The organism is Staphylococcus sp. NRL 16/872, from assembly GCF_022815905.2.
In the GTDB taxonomy this organism is placed as follows: domain Bacteria; phylum Bacillota; class Bacilli; order Staphylococcales; family Staphylococcaceae; genus Staphylococcus.
In genome coordinates this window covers 2,078,152-2,096,303 of sequence record NZ_CP119327.1, presented here as the reverse complement: position 1 = coordinate 2,096,303, position 18,152 = coordinate 2,078,152, and the positions used below count along the sequence as shown (strand labels likewise).

Annotated in this window: 17 protein-coding genes; 12 read left to right on the top strand and 5 right to left on the bottom strand. The window is 32.2% G+C overall.

What is annotated here, in order from left to right; genetic code table 11:
- Window positions 1-252: 252 nt before the first annotated feature.
- The 3 genes from MT340_RS10450 to MT340_RS10440 all read left to right on the top strand — a co-directional run bounded on the left by MT340_RS10450 (window position 253) and on the right by MT340_RS10440 (window position 3,724).
- The gene (locus tag MT340_RS10450) at window positions 253-1,635 is read left to right on the top strand and encodes a hemolysin family protein (protein WP_243589895.1); all 1,383 of its coding nucleotides are present in this window, start codon (window positions 253-255) and stop codon (window positions 1,633-1,635) included.
- 98 nt (window positions 1,636-1,733) lie between these two features.
- Entirely contained in the window at window positions 1,734-2,573 is an 840-nt protein-coding gene (locus tag MT340_RS10445) for an aldo/keto reductase (RefSeq protein ID WP_243603848.1), read from the top strand.
- 152 nt (window positions 2,574-2,725) lie between these two features.
- Window positions 2,726-3,724, top strand: coding sequence for a glycosyltransferase family 2 protein (locus MT340_RS10440; RefSeq protein ID WP_243589893.1), 999 nt, complete (start codon window positions 2,726-2,728; stop codon window positions 3,722-3,724).
- Between the two features lie 50 nt (window positions 3,725-3,774).
- Here the strand turns inward: MT340_RS10440 and MT340_RS10435 are convergent, their stop codons facing one another.
- From MT340_RS10435 to queC, 4 genes are all read right to left on the bottom strand, one after another.
- Entirely contained in the window at window positions 3,775-4,389 is a 615-nt protein-coding gene (locus MT340_RS10435) for a hypothetical protein (protein WP_243589892.1), read from the bottom strand.
- A 104-nt stretch (window positions 4,390-4,493) separates the two neighbouring features.
- A complete protein-coding gene (gene queE / locus MT340_RS10430) occupies window positions 4,494-5,210 on the bottom strand; it encodes a 7-carboxy-7-deazaguanine synthase QueE (protein ID WP_243589891.1) in 717 nt (238 codons plus the stop codon).
- A complete protein-coding gene (gene queD / locus MT340_RS10425) occupies window positions 5,210-5,629 on the bottom strand; it encodes a 6-carboxytetrahydropterin synthase QueD (protein WP_243589890.1) in 420 nt (139 codons plus the stop codon). The genes queE and queD overlap by 1 nt, the downstream gene beginning before the upstream one ends.
- Window position 5,630: 1 nt before the next feature.
- The gene (gene queC, locus MT340_RS10420; protein WP_243589889.1) at window positions 5,631-6,302 is read right to left on the bottom strand and encodes a 7-cyano-7-deazaguanine synthase QueC; all 672 of its coding nucleotides are present in this window, start codon (window positions 6,300-6,302) and stop codon (window positions 5,631-5,633) included.
- Window positions 6,303-6,672: 370 nt separating this feature from the next.
- Here queC and MT340_RS10415 point away from each other — a divergent pair, with 370 nt between their 5' ends.
- The 7 genes from MT340_RS10415 to ltaS all read left to right on the top strand — a co-directional run bounded on the left by MT340_RS10415 (window position 6,673) and on the right by ltaS (window position 13,473).
- Window positions 6,673-7,266: an anthranilate synthase component II gene (locus MT340_RS10415; RefSeq protein WP_243589888.1), complete on the top strand. Its 594-nt coding sequence runs from the start codon at window positions 6,673-6,675 to the stop codon at window positions 7,264-7,266.
- Entirely contained in the window at window positions 7,250-8,395 is a 1,146-nt protein-coding gene (locus MT340_RS10410; protein ID WP_243589887.1) for a chorismate-binding protein, read from the top strand. The genes MT340_RS10415 and MT340_RS10410 overlap by 17 nt, the downstream gene beginning before the upstream one ends.
- Complete coding sequence (locus MT340_RS10405; protein WP_243589886.1) at window positions 8,396-9,004, top strand: aminotransferase class IV; 609 nt, start codon at window positions 8,396-8,398, stop codon at window positions 9,002-9,004. It begins immediately after the preceding gene.
- Window positions 9,005-9,060: 56 nt separating this feature from the next.
- Window positions 9,061-9,267 carry a hypothetical protein gene (locus MT340_RS10400; RefSeq protein WP_243603847.1) on the top strand — a complete coding sequence of 69 codons (207 nt, stop codon included), beginning with the start codon at window positions 9,061-9,063 and terminating at the stop codon, window positions 9,265-9,267.
- A gap of 43 nt (window positions 9,268-9,310) precedes the next feature.
- Entirely contained in the window at window positions 9,311-10,027 is a 717-nt protein-coding gene (locus tag MT340_RS10395) for a 5-oxoprolinase subunit B family protein (RefSeq protein ID WP_243603846.1), read from the top strand.
- A complete protein-coding gene (locus MT340_RS10390; protein WP_243589883.1) occupies window positions 10,015-11,019 on the top strand; it encodes a 5-oxoprolinase subunit C family protein in 1,005 nt (334 codons plus the stop codon). Before MT340_RS10395 ends, MT340_RS10390 begins: the two co-directional genes overlap by 13 nt.
- 516 nt (window positions 11,020-11,535) lie before the next feature.
- Window positions 11,536-13,473, top strand: a complete 1,938-nt coding sequence (gene ltaS / locus MT340_RS10385; RefSeq protein ID WP_243589882.1) for a polyglycerol-phosphate lipoteichoic acid synthase LtaS — start codon at window positions 11,536-11,538, stop codon at window positions 13,471-13,473.
- A 66-nt stretch (window positions 13,474-13,539) separates the two neighbouring features.
- On the opposite strand, the gene MT340_RS10380 is transcribed toward ltaS, so the two are convergent.
- Window positions 13,540-14,358: a ZIP family metal transporter gene (locus tag MT340_RS10380; protein ID WP_243603845.1), complete on the bottom strand. Its 819-nt coding sequence runs from the start codon at window positions 14,356-14,358 to the stop codon at window positions 13,540-13,542.
- 117 nt (window positions 14,359-14,475) lie between these two features.
- Here MT340_RS10380 and MT340_RS10375 point away from each other — a divergent pair, with 117 nt between their 5' ends.
- Both MT340_RS10375 and recQ read left to right on the top strand, forming a co-directional pair.
- Window positions 14,476-16,356, top strand: a complete 1,881-nt coding sequence (locus MT340_RS10375; protein WP_243589881.1) for an ABC-F family ATP-binding cassette domain-containing protein — start codon at window positions 14,476-14,478, stop codon at window positions 16,354-16,356.
- Between the two features lie 13 nt (window positions 16,357-16,369).
- A complete protein-coding gene (recQ, locus tag MT340_RS10370) occupies window positions 16,370-18,148 on the top strand; it encodes a DNA helicase RecQ (RefSeq protein WP_243603844.1) in 1,779 nt (592 codons plus the stop codon).
- The last annotated feature ends 4 nt before the right edge of the window (window positions 18,149-18,152 follow it).

Genomic DNA, 18,152 nt, shown 5'->3' with positions numbered 1-18,152 from the left:
TTTATACTTCCTTGACTATTATGCAATCTTAGTTTTAAATGATAAATTGTAATTTTTTAATTAAAAGGGTTACATTCAACTATTTGTAATTAATATATGATAAAATAAAAGTAATACATTTTTTCGGGGGGTGTCGCAATGGGAAGGTCTTAACATGTGCATATATTGTTATTAAGCAAGATACAATAAATCCGTGTTACTCATATGGGACACATATTATATGGAGGTGAATCCCTAGAAATAGGGAATTAATTGGAAACAGCGACCATAATTAACTTAGTAATATTTTTTCTATTAATTGCACTAACTACAGTATTTGTAGGTTCAGAATTTGCTTTAGTAAAAGTTCGTTCAACGCGAATTGAACAATTAGCTGAAGAAGGTAATGGTAGTGCAAAGATTGTTAAAAAAATGATTGCCAATTTAGACTATTATTTATCAGCATGTCAATTAGGTATTACAGTTACATCTTTAGGATTAGGTTGGTTAGGTGAACCAACATTTGAGAAATTGTTGCATCCGTTATTCGATTTACTTCATTTACCTGATGCATTAACAACAACAATTTCATTCGTTATCTCATTTATTGTTGTAACATACTTACATGTTGTTTTAGGTGAATTAGCGCCTAAATCTTTAGCTATTCAGCACACAGAGAAATTAGCATTAACTTATGCTAGACCTTTATATTATTTCGGAAATATCATGAAACCATTAATTTGGTTAATGAATGGTTCAGCTCGTGTCATTATTAGAATGTTGGGCGTAGATCCAGATGCTCAAACTGATGCGATGTCAGAAGAAGAAATAAAAATTATTATTAATAATAGTTATAATGGTGGGGAAATTAACCAGACAGAGCTTAACTATATGCAAAATATCTTTTCATTTGATGAAAGACATGCGAAAGATATCATGGTGCCACGTACACAATTAGTGACGTTAAATGAGCCATTTAACGTAGATGAATTATTAGAAACAATTAAAGAGCATCAATTTACACGTTATCCAATCACAGAAGATGGTGATAAAGACCATATTAAAGGGTTTATTAACGTGAAAGAATTCTTAACTGAATATGCATCAGGTAAGACAATTAAGATTGCGAATTATATTCATGAGTTACCAATGATTTCTGAAACAACACGTATAAGTGATGCTTTAGTGAGAATGCAACGTGAACATGTTCATATTAGTTTAATCATTGATGAATATGGTGGTACTGCTGGTATTTTAACGATGGAAGATATTCTTGAAGAAATTGTTGGTGAAATCAGAGATGAGTTTGACGATGATGAAGTGAATGATATCGTTAAACTTGAGGAAGATACGTACCAAATTAATGGCCGTGTGCTTTTAGATGATTTAAACGAACAGTTTGGTATTGAATTTGAAGATTCAGAAGATATCGATACAATTGGTGGTTGGTTACAAGCACATAATACTAATTTACAAGTAGAAGATCATATTGATACTGAATATGATCGTTGGATTATATCTGAAATGGATAATCATCAATTAGTTTGGGTTATTCTTAAATATCAATTTATTGAAACTAGACCAACGATTGATGATGAAGAAGATGAAGATAATCATGATCACAAACATAAACACAAAGAAGATTCAGAAGAATAAAACAAGTGACACTTGGGTACTGATACCTAAGTGTCTTTATTTTTTACATATTTCGAATAAAGTTATAATGATAAAAATGGTATTGAGGAGAAGGAAGAATGATTAACGATACACAAATTTTAGACAATGGATATCCAATGCCTAAAGTAGGCTTAGGCGTATATAAAGTGACAGATGAAGAAATGGAAACAGCGATTCAAACTGCGATAGAAGATGGTTATCGTGCTTTTGATACAGCTTATTTTTATGGAAATGAACAATCGCTTGGTAAAGCACTAAAAAATAGTGGTATTCCACGTGAAGATTTATTTATTACCTCTAAATTGTGGAATGATTATCAAGGTTATGAAAGTACGCTAGATCATTTTAATAAATCATTAGAGAATTTAGACGTGGAGTACCTAGATTTATATTTAATACATTGGCCATGTGAAAAAGATGATTTATATATTGAATCTTATAAGGCTTTAGAAAAACTATATGAAGAAGGTAAAGTAAAGGCGATTGGTGTTTGTAATTTTAAAGAACACCACCTAGAGAAATTGATGACAGCTACCGATATTGTGCCTCATGTAAATCAAATTGAATTACATCCTTATTTTAATCAACAAGATCTTCAAGACTTTTGTGATAAACATGATATTGTAGTTACGGCTTGGATGCCATTAATGCGTAATCGAGGGTTATTTGATGATCCAATTATTTCTAAATTAGCAGAACAATATGAAAAAACGCCTGCGCAAATTATATTAAGATGGCATTTAGCTCATAATCGTATTGTAATTCCGAAATCTAAGACACCTTCGCGCATACGTGAGAACCATGATATCTTTGATTTTAATTTGGAACTCACTGAGATTGCTGAAATAGACAATTTAAATAAAAATGCACGCCAAGGTAAAGACCCTGATGATGTTAATATTGGAGATTTGAAATAATACTATTTACTAAAACCTTTAATTTACAAATACATTTTTATTAATTTAATACAAATATTATCATTTCTTTGTTAATTACATAGTTTTAAGTAGAATATTTCTTAATTTTATTGATAAAATAATATTAAGAATGTAGAAAAGGATGTAATTGGATGAAAATCAGAGTCATTGTGCCTTGTTTTAATGAAGGTGAAGTCGTAGCGAAGACCTACGACAAATTGACTGAAATTTTGATGGAAGATAGTGTGGTTAAAGATTATAGCTATGACCTATTATTTATTGATGATGGAAGTAAAGATGATACCATTGATCACATCCAAAACTTAGCAACGATCGATAAACACGTAAAATATATTTCTTTCAGTCGGAATTTTGGCAAAGAATCAGCAATGATTGCTGGTTTTCAGCATAGTGTAGATTTTGATGCTGTAGTAATGATAGATGGGGACTTACAACATCCTCCAGAATTTATTCCTAAAATGATTGACGGTTATTTAGAAGGCTACGACCAAGTTATCGCTCAACGTGATCGAACGGGTGAAAATTTTGCTAGAAAATCAATGACGAAACTATACTATAAGTTGATTAATAGCTTTGTCGAGGATATCAAATTTATCGATGGCGTAGGTGACTTTAGGTTATTAAGTCAGCGTGCTGTTAGATCAATGGCTTCATTAAAAGAATATAATCGTTTTTCAAAAGGATTATTTGAGTGGATAGGTTATAATACTAAAATTTTTACCTATAAAAATGTGGAACGTGAAGCAGGACAATCAAAATGGACATTCACTAAATTATTGAATTATGGTATTGATGGATTAATCTCGTTCAATAACAAACCTCTAAGAGCTATGATTTATCTTGGATTGTTTGTATTTGGCATAAGTATTATATATATCCTTTATTTATTAATAGGCATTTTAGTAAATGGAATTAATAACCCTGGCTACTTTACAACAATTGCTGCAGTATTATTGTTAGGTGGTATTCAATTAATTTCAATAGGAATCGTGGGCGAATACATTGGCCGTATTTATTATGAAGTGAAACAACGACCTAAATATATTGTGCAAGCTTCTAATTTAAGACAAACGTTTGACAATAATGGCATTACTAAAACACCAGAGCGTGAAAAAGAAAACATTTATTAACATAAATACAAAAATGCTTGAAGAATTATCTGTATGTTCTTCAAGCATTTTTATATTTGTTTAGATGTTTTATGATTTGTTTGTAAGAATTTCAATTGCCATAAAATATACAAGCCAAATAACAAGTAAATAATGACAAACACATACCAAAATGGAGTTAATAGCGTGAGTAATACAATTGAAATAAGAATAATAACGTGACCAGTCATAATCGGATATTTAAATTTTCTTAGCAATTTAATATGTTCAAGTTCATTTGAATTAAATGTAGCTGAGAAGATAATAACAGCCCCGATAATAAAAATAGTGGGCGCGAGATAGGGTACTGACATGTATACTGAATGGTCACTTGTTCCGAATGTTATAAGTAAGGAGCAACTAATAATAATTGCAAATATAAGGGCAATAGATTTATATTCTTCAATGATGAAAGAATAGCCTTTGATTTTTAAATAATATTGGAGTCCTAACCAACATAAGAAAAACACAATTGAACATAACGCTATAAAATTAAACTTTTCAATGACAATAATATTAATAAAGCCGTTAATAATAATAGCAATTAAAACGGAACTGAAATTAAAATGTTTAAAACGATGTCTGTATAGGTCGAAACCCAAAATGCCAAGCACAATGGCAATATTAATTAATACATAAATAGTCATGTTGTACTCCTGTCACACTTACTTCATTTGAATATTATAGCAATTAAAACAAACTTAATCATTTCAAAACACTTAATAAATATTTACTTATAATTATACTATATTTAAACGCCTTTCTTATTACTCCATAGTAAAGTGTGCAATTGTGGTAAAACATAAACATGGTTCATATCATTACTTTGCATAACTGTTTCAACTAATGCTTCATAACGTTCTAATAATTTTTCGGTATGATTAGTGACATCATCATCTAAATAAGGGTTACCTACTTGCAAATAGAAAGGAATGGTAGGATAGCGATGATGAATCATTTTCGCAAAGTCATAATCTTTATCATCGAAAATGACAACTTTTAAATTTAACGACTCATGGACACATTGTTCAATCACGCTATCTAGAATATCTAGATTAGGCGTCATAGTAGAACTAGGTGGCTTTGGACTAATTGTTAAATCGTCAATTTGAGTCATCCACGGTTGGAACTTACTGCCTTGTGTTTCTAAAGCAGTATAAATATTTTTCTTTTCAAATAAATCAACTAAATCTTGAATACCTTTAATTAAAGCTGGGTTACCACCTGAAATAGTGACATGATCGAAATGGTCGCCCCCAACTTCACGTAATTGATCATAGATTTCTTCAGCAGTCATCAATTGAATGTCTTCTTTAGCACTCCCATCCCACGTAAAGGCTGAATCACACCAGCTACAACGATAATCACATCCTGCTGTGCGTACGAACATTGTTTTGCGTCCAATTACATGACCCTCACCTTGGATAGTAGGGCCGAATATCTCTAATACTGGAATTTTAGCTACCATTATTTAAACTCCTTAGGACGATAAACAACATAACTAGATGGCGTTTCACGTAAATACACTTGAACGCAACGAGGTTGATTATCGTAAGTTTGTAAATGTGATTCGACAATATCGTAAATTGTTTGTGCTACGATTTCAGTAGATGGGCTTTTATCTTTGAATTGTGGTAAATCATTTAATAAATAATGATCAAATTGATCGTGAATAAGTTTTTTTAAATCACTAAAATTAATTAAAAATCCGTTATAATCTAACGTATCGCCAGCAATTGTTAAATTAACAAAGTAAGTATGGCCATGGGTTCTCATACATTTGCCAGCATCTTCGCTTGGAATGAAATGCGCAGCTGAAAAATTAAAGTCTTTGTTTAATTCAAAACTGTAAGGATGATTTACTGTTGGATAAATTTGTTGAAACATGTTAATTAGCTCCTTTAGTTTCTAAATATTGTTCAAGACCACGTTGGCGTAATTTGCACGCTGGACATTCGCCACAGCCATCGCCAACAATGCCGTTGTAACAAGTTAATGTGTTATAGCGAACATAATCAAGTACACCTAATTCATCGCTAAGTTCCCATGTTTGTGCTTTATCTAACCACATTAATGGTGTATGAATAACAAAATCTTTATCCATTGAAAGACTTAATGTTACGTTCATAGATTTAATGAAACTATCACGACAGTCAGGATATCCAGAAAAGTCAGTTTCACATACGCCAGTGATAATATGTTTAGCATTAAGTTGATAGGCAAGCGCGCCAGCAAATGATAAAAATAATAAATTGCGTGCAGGCACGAAAGTATTTGGTATGCCACCTTCACCAGTTTCAATATCCATATCATGCTGTGTTAAAGCGTTTGGAGTTAATTGAGATAATAATGACATATCAAGAACGTGATGTTTTAACCCTTGTTCCTGTGCGATTTGTTTTGCGACTTCTATTTCCGTATCGTGACGTTGCCCGTAATTAAATGTGACTAATTCTACATCTTTGAAATGTTTTTTAGCGTAAAATAGACACGTTGTGCTATCTTGACCTCCGCTAAATACTACAATTGCTTTATCCTTATTTAAGGTTTGTTGCGTCATAATGATTCTCCTTTTGAAAAGATGATTTACAGTGGATTGCCGATAAATAACCTAGCATCTTTTTAAAGGCAAAGAAAAAAGCCTATCTCTATAAAAAAGATAGACTTGTGAAATATTAAAAATAAGTTGTTACAACTACTTATTATTTGTAAATTAAAAATATTTCTTTAAGTGTCTAGTTTTTTATAGAGGGTTTCAGCTAGGAACCTCTGTCGATTCTTTTTTTATACGCTAGTAAGATTAATATAATCAAACAGTAAAATCAAGTCATATTTCTAAATGAAAAAAAGGTAAGCCCTTACATTTTCGTGATTAAAGAATTTATAATAAAATTGAAGAATATATTTGTTGGAAAGTTGGAGTAATCTCAATGATAGTAATAATAGATAATAAAGATTCATTTACATATAATTTAATTGATTACATAAAAACTGAAACGGCATTGCCACTTCAAGTGTATGAAGTAGATGACGTGTCGTTAGAAAAGTTATCCCAATTACAAGTTGACGCATTAGTCATTTCACCGGGGCCCGGTAAGCCTAGTGATTATCCTATTTTAAAAGAAGTTATGCAACATTATGAAGGTGAAATTCCTATTTTAGGCGTATGTTTAGGTTTTCAATTTATATATGAGTATTACGGAGGTCATATTATTCATGGCACGAAACCAATACATGGTCACACGACTCGCTTGAATCATTCAGGTACTGGTATATTTAAAGATTTACCACAACGTTTTGAGGTCATGCGCTATCATTCTTTAATGGCTGATAAGAATACGTTACCTTCTGAGTTAAAGATAACTGCGCATAATGAAGAAGATATTTTAATGGCAATAGAACATATATCGTTACCTATTTATGCAGTCCAGTATCATCCAGAGTCTATTTTAAGTGAGTATGGACATGAACAATTACGTCACTTTTTATCGAAAGTAGGGTTGGTTAATGAATATCACGTTTAATTATCGTTATTATATCAATTCTGATGAGTATGAAACCCATCAATTAACCTTTAAAACATATGCAAACAAATCATTAGCCTATACATTAGATGAAGTCGGAGATGTTGTTCATTTTGCGGAAAAAGAACAAAAAAATGGACGTTATGTGGCTATCTATTTAACTTATGAAGCGGCAGCACACTTTAACATAAATATGGCGACACATCATCTTGAGCATGGAGATTTATATGCTGTAGCTTATAGTTTTGATGAAGAAGATGTTCAACCTCCTTCATTAGAAAATGTATATAACTATGTGCCGAAACATAATTTTACTTTTCAAGAAAGCGATGAACAAATGCGCTTTAAAATTCAACAAGTGCAAGCGGCGATTGTAGAAGGTGAGACGTATCAAGTAAACTATACGACACGCTTAACGAGTGATATCCATTATTCAATTTCTGAGTTATATACGTATTTAACTCAAACGAATAACGGAGGTTATACGGCTTTATTAGATACGGAAGACCTCCAAGTCGCTTCTATTTCTCCAGAGCTCTTTTTCCAAAAAGGAAAATTTAAAGGAGAAAACGATGTTATTGTGAGTAAACCGATGAAAGGGACGATGCCACGAAGTGCAGATGAAAAAGAGGATGAACTAAATTATAAAACACTACAGCAATCTCTTAAAGATCGTGCAGAAAATGTAATGATTGTAGATTTATTGCGCAATGATATTTCTAGAATTTCTGAAACAGGCACGATTAAAGTCTATAAGCCGTTTTTCATTGAAACGTATAAAACGGTGTATCAAATGACAAGTATGGTCACTGGACATTTAATTAACGAAATATCTCTGCACGACATCTTAAAAGCTCTCTTCCCTTGTGGTTCTATTACTGGTGCGCCGAAGCTCAATACTATGTCATACATCAAATCTTTAGAAATTGGACCACGCTCTATTTATTGCGGGTCAATTGGATTAATGATGCCAGAGGATAAAATGATATTTAACATTCCTATTCGAACATTAAAATATCGACAAGACAAAGTCATTTATGGTGTAGGTGCAGGGATTACGATAGATTCTGATCCAAAGAATGAAGTACAAGAATTTCGCGATAAAACGAAGATATTGGAGATGTTATAAATGAAATTATTTGAAACCATGCGTCTTGATAATGGTGAAATAAGACGATTTCAATATCATACTGTCCGTTTAGGACAAGCTTGTATTCGTTTAGAGTTTTCATTTTCACAGAGAAAATGGGAAGAATATGTTGAAACAATAAAATCAAAGTATCCTCAAGGTGTATTTCGTTTAAAAGTAGAAGTAGATAAAGCAGGGCAACTTTCACACGTTCTCAAACCCTTGACTGAAAAGAATAAATTTACAGCTAAATTGAAAGAAAGCGATGCAACGTGTTCAAAAGAATATGTAATCAATAAAACGACGGAACGCCAACATCTTGCCCACAATCATCATACTGATTTAATCTTGTTGTATAGTGAAACAGGTAAAATTTTAGAATTCGATATTGGTAACATCATGATTAAAGAAAATGGCCAATATTATACACCAAGTTATGAGGAAGACTTTCTATTAGGATGTATGCGCCAAAGTTTAATTGACGAACATAAGTTGTTCATTAAAGATTATAATAAAGATGAATTAATTAAAAAATTACAGTCCAATAAGGTTCAAATCTATCTTTTGAATAGTTTGCGAGAGGTTGCCGAGGTTTCTATTTATATATAGAATGTGAATGGAAGATGGTCTAAACAAAATTATAAAATTAAGTAACGGAGTAGGTTATGGTAGTAGTATGGCTTGTAATCATCATTGTGTTAAATATCTTGGGAAAATGGCTAGCAAATCGTTATATGCAACGACATGCTAGGGTTAAAGCACGTATTGTAGCAACAATTATTGTGATATTACAATGCCTATGTGTCTACTTTTTTATGAAATCACTTATTCCGTATGTCGTTGAATTTTTAAATATTTTTTATCATCATTAAATAGAATGGCAATAATAAAATATAGTAAGTATGAGGTGGAGTTATGAAAATTTATAGCCAAGGAGATCAAGCAATCGTTATAGCGATAGAAAAAGATGTATCACAAAATGTTACTAAAGATTTAATTGCTGTACGTCATCATTTATTAGAAAAAAATCTCCCATTTATTACTGAAATTGTTCCTACAGAGTCAGATATGATGATTTGTTATGATGCTAGAGATATGATCAAACATCATCATATTACTTCACCTTTTCAATATATGAAAGATCTAATTCAATCCATTCATGAAGAATTAACTATAACAGATATAAATGAAGATGAGAGTTTGTCTCATCATATTCCAATTATTTACGGCGAAGAATTTGGTCCGGATTTAGAGGGATTATTAAAATATTATAATATTACAAAAGAGGAATTCATCAAATTACATTCTGAACATCAATATTTTGTGTCGATGATGGGATATTTACCTGGATTTCCATATTTAACTGGAATGGATGAAACCTTATATGTCAATCATACTTGTGAAAAGAAAAAGTTAGTTAGGGCAGGATCGGTCATCAATGAAGGAAAAAAGTGTGGCATTGTTACAACAGATACATATAATGACTGGCTAGTTATAGGATATACGCCGACACATTTATTTAATCCTGAGAAAGAAAATTTCAATTTATTGAAATTAGGAGATAATGTGACTTTTCAACCAAAAGAACGTAAAGAAATAGAATTAGGAGATTTTAAATCATGTCAATCATAATAGAAAGAGCAGGATTATTTAGCAGCTTTCAAGATTTTGGACGTTATGGATATGAACATGCAGGTGTCATTCCTTGTGGAGCTCTAGATACGCTAGGTCACGAAATAGCGAATCGTCTTGTCGCAAATGATAAAAATGAAGCTACACTCGAAATGACACACGTTATGGCAAAAATTCGTTTTACTGAGCCTACTTTAATTGCACTAACAGGTAATAACTTTGAAGCGTATACTCAAAAAATGAAAATAAAGCCTTATAAATTATATTTGGTAGAAAAAGATGACGTCTTATCTTTCAAAGAAACGAATAAAACGTCTCGTGTCTATCTTGCCGTAGGAGGCGGCTTCAAATTAGATTCGTGGTTAGGTTCAACATCTACTGATTTGAAAGTAAATATTGGAGGATTCCGTGGTCGTACGCTTGAAAATGGCGATGAAATTGAAATGAAACGTCAATATACGGAGCGTCATCATAAACTATTTGAAAATTTAGCGGAAAAACATACGACAGATTGGGGCATCGATGGGTATGCTTTATCATTTAATTATATTTCAGATGTTTTCCATGTCGTTGCTAATAAGGGGACTGAAGATTTTGATGACGCAACAAAATCCAATTTCATTCACGGAGATTATAAAGTGACAAATAAATCCAATCGTGTTGGGATGTTACTTGATGGCAAAAAGATTAAAGCTTATTACGAAGATATGCCTGCACATCAACCTGTAAAAAAAGGCACTATACAAGTAAAACGTGATGGCACGCCGATTATTTTATTAAATGATCATTATACTATTGGAAGTTATCCTCAAATTGGGACTATCGCCAGTTATCATTTAACTAAGTTAGCACAAAAACCACAAGGAGCTCGATTGAAATTTCAATTTATAGACATTGAAACAGCTGAAAAAAATGTAGTGAAATTCAGCAATTGGATGAACCAATTATTCCATGGCATTGAGTTTCGTATGCAAATGGAAATGATAAAATAAAGTGAAGTTTATAGATTTGTTAAAAATACTAACTTTTGAAAGTGTATAAAGGTACTTTGTAGGTCCTTAGTCTGATTAATTTTGTATTGTAAGAAGTTATAATATAAAAATCAGTTTGAAAATTAAGTAGTTTAGGTTTTTATATGCGTATTGTGTTTTTTCTTGATAAATGAGTAAAAATACTATATATTTATATATTGAACTATGATGAATTATTACAGTAATATTACAAAGTTCATTATGCCTTAATAAATAATTAACAATTAATAGAATAGTGCCAAATATTGTTTGGGAATTAAGAAAGTTTAGTTACGCTTAATGGTTTAGCTGTTTAATCATTTTAGCTTAAAGAACAAATATTGCGCGTATTCTTCCAATAAAAAATTTAAAATGAATTCAAAAGCGAAACGAATTATGAGTACTTGCATTGCGAACATATTTGAGTGAGTGTTTAAGTCTTTAAATAGTCTTTAACATTTCTTCAAAGTTGAATAACTACAAACGGAGGAAACATTCATGAGTTTACACAAAAAGAAAATAAGTCTTTTTGCGTTTTTCTTACTAACTGTTTTTACAGTGACTTTAAAGACGTATTTTTCATACTATGTTGATTTTTCTTTGGGTGTTAAAGGACTAGTACAAAACTTAATACTACTGATGAATCCATATAGTCTAATTGCGCTTATTTTAAGTGTGTTCTTATTCTTTAAAGGCAAAAAGGCCTATTGGTTCATCTTTATCGGCGGCTTTTTATTAACATTTTTACTTTATGCAAACGTAGTTTATTTTAGATTCTTCTCAGACTTTTTAACATTTAGTACGCTCAATCAAGCAAGTAATGTTGAATCAATGGGAGGAGCAGTAGGGGCTTCGTTCAAATGGTATGACTTTGTCTATTTCTTAGACACTATTGCTTATCTCTTTATCCTTATCTTTAAAGGTAGTTGGTTAGATAAACGCGTATTTAGTAAAAAGTTTGTACCAGTTGTAATGGCTGCTTCTGTAGCATTATTTTTCTTAAACCTTGCATTTGCTGAAACAGACCGTCCTGAATTATTAACACGTACGTTTGACCACAAATATCTGGTTAAATATTTAGGGCCATACAACTTCACTGTGTACGATGGGGTTAAAACAATTCAGAATAACCAGCAAAAAGCGTTAGCTTCTGAAGATGATTTAACTAAAGTATTAAATTATACGAAACAAAAAAATACAGAGCCAAACCCAGAGTATTTCGGCGCGGCTAAAAAGAAAAATATTATTAAAATTCATTTAGAAAGTTTCCAAACTTTCTTAATCAATAAAAAAGTAAATGGTAAAGAAGTTACACCATTCTTAAATAAATTATCAACAGGTAATGAGGACTTTAGATACTATCCAAACTTCTTCCACCAAACTGGACAAGGTAAAACATCAGATGCTGAGTTTACAATGGATAATAGTCTGTACGGTTTACCACAGGGTTCTGCTTTTTCATTAAAAGGCGATAATACGTATGAATCTCTACCAGCGATATTAGATCAAAAACAAGGTTATACATCTAATGTAATGCATGGTGACTATAAAACATTCTGGAACCGTGACCAAATTTATAAACACTTTGGTATCGATAAATTCTATGATGCAACGTATTACGATATGTCAGATGAAAATATCGTTAACTTAGGTTTAAAAGATAAGCCATTCTTTAAAGCATCAGCTGATTACCAAGCTAAAATGAAAGAACCGTTTTATTCACACTTAATTACGTTAACTAACCATTATCCGTTTACGTTAGACCCTCAAGATGCAGATATTGATAAACCAAATACTGGTGATTCAACTGTTGACGGTTATATTCAAACTGCACATTATCTTGATCAAGCTTTAGAAGAATACGTTACAGATCTTAAGAAAAAAGGTCTATACGATGACTCAGTAATAATGATTTACGGGGACCACTATGGTATTTCTGAGAACCATAATAATGCAATGGAAAAATTATTAGGTGAGAAAATCACGCCAGCTAAATTTACTGACTTGAATCGTACTGGCTTCTGGTTGAAAATTCCTGGTAAATCTGGTGCTGTAGATAAAACATACGCTGGCCAAATGGATGTTATGCCAACTATCTTACATTTAGTAGGTATTGATAGTAAGAACTACTTAATGTTTGGTACAGATATGTTATCTAAAGATCATAATGAGGTTATTCCATTCCGTAATGGTGACTTTATTACTAAAGATTATAAATATGTTAATGGCAAGGTTTACTCTAATAAAGATAACGAACTGTTAACGACACCACCTAAAGATTTAGAGAAAAATAAGAAACAGGTTGAAAAAGATTTAGAAATGAGTGACAACGTATTAAACGGTGACTTATTCAGATTCTATAAAAATCCTGATTTCAAAAAAATAGAGCCATCTAAATATGAATATAAAACTGGACCGAAAGGGAACCAGAAATAATGCAAAAAAGCAGATTGAACGAGTCAACGTTCAATCTGCTTTTTTAATATATTCATTTATTAACAATTAACCTAATGCGACATCTAATATCATCATAATTGTAAATCCGACCATTAAACTTAACGTAGCTAAATCGGTATTATTACCAGATTGAGAGTCAGGTATAAGTTCTTCAACGACTACAAATATCATGGCACCTGCAGCAAACGCCAATGCATAAGGTAGTACGGGGGTGATAAATATAATGGTTGCTGCGCCTATTGTTGCGAAGATAGGTTCGACAATAGCGGAAGCTTGGCCATAATTAAAGGCTTTCAAACGAGAAGCGCCAGCTGCTCTAATAGGCATTGATAAAGCTGCACCTTCTGGTATATTTTGAATCCCTATACCAATTGCTAAACCTAAAGCACCGAAAAAGGTTGCTTCGCCATTACCTGTAGCTATACCTCCAAATGCAACCCCGATAGATAAACCTTCGGGAATATTATGTAATGTAATCGCTAAAACTAATAAAGCATTTTTGCTTAGAGAGGTTTTAACGCCTTCTCTATACTCACTATTGTCTCCAACCTTCTTATGAATATGAGGTATCACATAATCTAAACCACGTATAAATATCCCACCTAAAAGAAAACCAACAGCGGCTGGAAGCCAAGCAGGTAATGAAGCGTCTTTACCATAATCTATAGAAGGTTGTAAGAGAGACCAAAAACTTGCAGCAATCATAATACCAGCTGCAAATCCTTGCATAGAGGTTAAAATTTTATTGTTTACCGTTTTAAATATAAACACCGCAGCTGCCCCTAAAGCCGTTAATAACCAGGTAATAATACCAGCAATTAATGCTTGTAAATAAGGTGGCAAACTTTCAAAAAAGTCTATCATATCTCTTGTCTCCTTGTATCATTTACACTTAAAAAGGTGTATAATATATAGAACTGAATTAAGCTTATCAAAATTATTTTGAAATTTCGATATTTCGATACAAAAGGAAGTAGAAGCATGGAAGCGTATAAAATAGAGCATTTAAATAAGTCATATGCAGATAAAGTGATATTTGATGATTTAAATCTATCTATTTCTGAACATGAACGAATAGGATTAGTAGGGATTAATGGCACGGGAAAAAGCACATTACTCAAAGTCATCGGTGGCTTAGATGAAGATTATACTGCCGATATTACACATCCAAATCAATATCGTATTCGTTATTCTTCACAAAAGCACGATTTAGATGGAGATTTAACGGTTTTTCAAGCTGTATTAAGCTCAGATACAACCACATTACGTATTATTAAAGTGTATGAAGAAGCTGTAAATACATATACGCAACAACAAGATGATCGTCATTTTCAAAAAATGATGGAAGCTCAAGAAGCAATGGACCGTCATAACGCATGGGATTATAATGCTGAAATTAAGACAATTCTTTCTAAATTGGGAATTAATGATACTTCTAAAAAGGTAAGAGAACTTTCTGGTGGACAACAAAAACGCGTTGTTTTAGCTAAAACACTTATTGAACAACCCGATTTATTATTATTAGATGAACCGACAAACCATCTCGATTTTGAATCTATTAATTGGTTGATCAATTACGTGAAGCAATATCCACATACGGTTTTATTTGTAACGCATGATCGCTACTTTTTAAATGAAATTGCTTCAAGAATTGTTGAATTGGATAGAGGTAAGCTAAAATCATATCCTGGTAATTACGAAGATTACATCGCAATGAGAGCAGAAAATGAACTTATTGAACAAAAACAACAAGAAAAACAAAAATCATTGTACAAACAAGAGTTAGCATGGATGAGAGCAGGGGCTAAAGCAAGAACAACCAAACAACAAGCCCGTATCAATCGTTTCAATGATTTAGAGTCAGAAGTACAAGCGCATCATACGCAAGATAAAGGGCAATTAAATCTTGCTTATTCGAGATTAGGTAAACAAGTTTACGAATTTGAACATTTAACTAAGCGAATTAACGATAAAACGTTATTCGAAGATATTTCTGAAATCATTCAAAGTGGGCAACGAATTGGAATTGTAGGACCTAACGGAGCAGGTAAAACGACGTTGTTGAATATTTTAAGTGGAGATGACACTGACTATACAGGAACGTTGAAAATAGGTCAAACAGTTAAAGTCGCTTATTTTAAACAAACAGAAGAAACATTGGATAGAGATATACGCATGATTGATTACTTAAGAGAAGAAAGTGAAGTTGCTAAGGAAAAAGATGGCACTTCTATTTCTGTAACGCAATTGTTAGAACGATTTCTATTTCCTAGTTCAACACATGGTAAAAAGATTTATAAGTTATCAGGTGGAGAACAAAAGCGTTTATATTTACTAAGATTACTAGTACATCAACCTAACGTGTTATTACTTGATGAACCTACGAATGATTTAGATACTGAAACATTAACTATTCTCGAAGACTACATTAGTACGTTTGGTGGTTCAGTGATTACAGTAAGTCACGATCGATACTTCCTTAATAAAGTCGCTCAAGAATATTGGTATATTCATGACGGGAAAATGGAAAGAATTATTGGGAACTTTGAGGATTACGAAGCGTATAAAAAGGAACAAGATAAACTTCAAGCTCTTGAGAAACAAGAGCAACAGCCGAAGCCTAAAACGAATGTAAGAAAGAAAACAGGCTTATCATATAAAGAAAAACGTGAATATGAAATGCTGATGGAACGTATTGAAAAGACAGAAAATCGCTTAGAACAAATCGACGAAGAAATGATAGAAGCGAGCGCTGATTACGCTAAAATTAAAGAATTGAATGAAGAAAAAGAACAATTAGAAGTAATGTATGATACGGACATCATGAGATGGAGTGAACTTGAAGAAATAAAAGAGCAATAAGGGGAAAATTTGTATGGAAGCAACGTTATCGCATTATTTTGGATACGAAACCTTTAGACCAGGACAAAAAGAAATCATTACTAAAATAATGGATCACCGTAATGTATTAGGTGTCCTGCCTACAGGTGGGGGTAAATCTATTTGTTATCAAGTGCCTGGTCTAATGCTTGGGGGAACTACTATTGTTATCAGCCCATTAATTTCTTTGATGAAAGACCAAGTGGACCAATTAAAGGCGATGGGGATTAAAGCAGCTTATTTAAATAGTAGTTTAAGTAAAAAACAACAAAAAGAGATTGAAAATGAATTAATGACAGGTGACATTCAATTTTTATATGTTGCACCTGAACGTTTCGATAATGGTTATTTCTTAAACTTATTAAGTAAAATTAATATTCATTTAATTGCTTTTGACGAAGCACACTGTATTTCTAAGTGGGGACATGATTTTCGTCCTAGTTATCAAAGTGTAATCCAGAAAGTGTTTACCCTTCCTCAAAACTTCACAATCGTCGCTTTAACAGCGACAGCTACTGCAGAAGTACAACAGGATATTATGAAGAAACTTAATATTAGTAAATATGACGAAGTGAAGACAAGCACGAAACGTCGTAATCTCATTTTCAAAGTGAATCCAACCTATCAACGTCAGAAATTTGTGATTGATTATGTACAAAAACGCAAAGACCAAGCGGGTATTATTTATTGTTCAACGCGTAAGCAAGTAGAAGAATTGCAAGAAGCGCTAGATTCTGTAAAAGTAACTTCAGCGATTTATCATGCAGGTCTAACGAATAAAGAGCGAGAAGAAGCACAGAATGACTTTGTATATGATCGCGTGAAAGTGGTCATTGCTACTAATGCATTTGGTATGGGTATTGATAAATCTAATGTCAGATATGTCATTCATTATAATATGCCTGGCGACCTTGAATCTTATTATCAAGAAGCGGGACGTGCAGGGCGAGATGGTTTAGAAAGCGAATGCATTTTACTATTTAGTGAACGTGATAAAGGGCTACATGAATATTTTATTACCGTCTCTCAAGCCGATGATGATTATAAAGATAAAATGGGCGAAAAACTCACTAAAATGATTCAATATACTAAAACAAAAAAATGCTTAGAAGCTACCATTGTTCACTATTTTGAACCCAATGAGAAATTAGAAGAATGCGGACAATGTAGTAGTTGCATTCAACAAAATAAAACGTATGATATGACGCAAGAAGCTAAAATGATTATTAGCTGTGTCGCGCGTATGCGCCAACAAGAAAGTTATAGCGTCATTATCCAAGTATTGCGTGGAGAAATTACGGACTATATCAAATATAATGACTACGATAAATTAACAACACATGGTTTAATGAAAGATTATAAAACATCTGAATTAAGTCACTTAATTGATGAACTACGTTTTAAAGGATTCTTAAATGAATACGATGAGATTTTAACGTGTGATGAAAGTGTCAAACAATTGCTTAATAATGATGAAAAAGTTTATACAACGCCGTTTAAGCAAAAATCGAAAGAAAAAGTATATATCAATACGGTTGAAGGTGTAGACCGAGCGTTATACGGAGAATTAGTTGAAGTACGACGTCAATTAAGCGAAAAATTAGATATTGCACCTGTAAGTATCTTTTCAGATTATACGTTAGAAGAATTTGCGAAACGTAAGCCAGAATCAAAACAGGAAATGATTGCAATTGATGGCGTAGGTAGTTATAAACTCAAACATTATTGTCCTAAGTTCTTGGAAACGATTCAATCTTATAAAACAAGTATATAAATAT

What these genes read in the sequence shown, in the direction of transcription:
- MT340_RS10410 (WP_243589887.1), top strand. Translation starts at nt 7,250, where the DNA reads ATGAATATCACGTTTAATTATCGTTATTATATCAATTCTGATGAGTAT.
- MT340_RS10380 (WP_243603845.1), bottom strand. Translation starts at nt 14,358, where the DNA reads ATGATAGACTTTTTTGAAAGTTTGCCACCTTATTTACAAGCATTAATT.
- queD (WP_243589890.1), bottom strand. Translation starts at nt 5,629, where the DNA reads ATGTTTCAACAAATTTATCCAACAGTAAATCATCCTTACAGTTTTGAA.
- MT340_RS10445 (WP_243603848.1), top strand. Translation starts at nt 1,734, where the DNA reads ATGATTAACGATACACAAATTTTAGACAATGGATATCCAATGCCTAAA.
- MT340_RS10400 (WP_243603847.1), top strand. Translation starts at nt 9,061, where the DNA reads ATGGTAGTAGTATGGCTTGTAATCATCATTGTGTTAAATATCTTGGGA.
- MT340_RS10415 (WP_243589888.1), top strand. Translation starts at nt 6,673, where the DNA reads ATGATAGTAATAATAGATAATAAAGATTCATTTACATATAATTTAATT.
- queC (WP_243589889.1), bottom strand. Translation starts at nt 6,302, where the DNA reads ATGACGCAACAAACCTTAAATAAGGATAAAGCAATTGTAGTATTTAGC.
- MT340_RS10395 (WP_243603846.1), top strand. Translation starts at nt 9,311, where the DNA reads ATGAAAATTTATAGCCAAGGAGATCAAGCAATCGTTATAGCGATAGAA.
- ltaS (WP_243589882.1), top strand. Translation starts at nt 11,536, where the DNA reads ATGAGTTTACACAAAAAGAAAATAAGTCTTTTTGCGTTTTTCTTACTA.
- recQ (WP_243603844.1), top strand. Translation starts at nt 16,370, where the DNA reads ATGGAAGCAACGTTATCGCATTATTTTGGATACGAAACCTTTAGACCA.
- MT340_RS10435 (WP_243589892.1), bottom strand. Translation starts at nt 4,389, where the DNA reads ATGACTATTTATGTATTAATTAATATTGCCATTGTGCTTGGCATTTTG.
- MT340_RS10405 (WP_243589886.1), top strand. Translation starts at nt 8,396, where the DNA reads ATGAAATTATTTGAAACCATGCGTCTTGATAATGGTGAAATAAGACGA.
- MT340_RS10375 (WP_243589881.1), top strand. Translation starts at nt 14,476, where the DNA reads ATGGAAGCGTATAAAATAGAGCATTTAAATAAGTCATATGCAGATAAA.
- MT340_RS10440 (WP_243589893.1), top strand. Translation starts at nt 2,726, where the DNA reads ATGAAAATCAGAGTCATTGTGCCTTGTTTTAATGAAGGTGAAGTCGTA.
- MT340_RS10390 (WP_243589883.1), top strand. Translation starts at nt 10,015, where the DNA reads ATGTCAATCATAATAGAAAGAGCAGGATTATTTAGCAGCTTTCAAGAT.
- queE (WP_243589891.1), bottom strand. Translation starts at nt 5,210, where the DNA reads ATGGTAGCTAAAATTCCAGTATTAGAGATATTCGGCCCTACTATCCAA.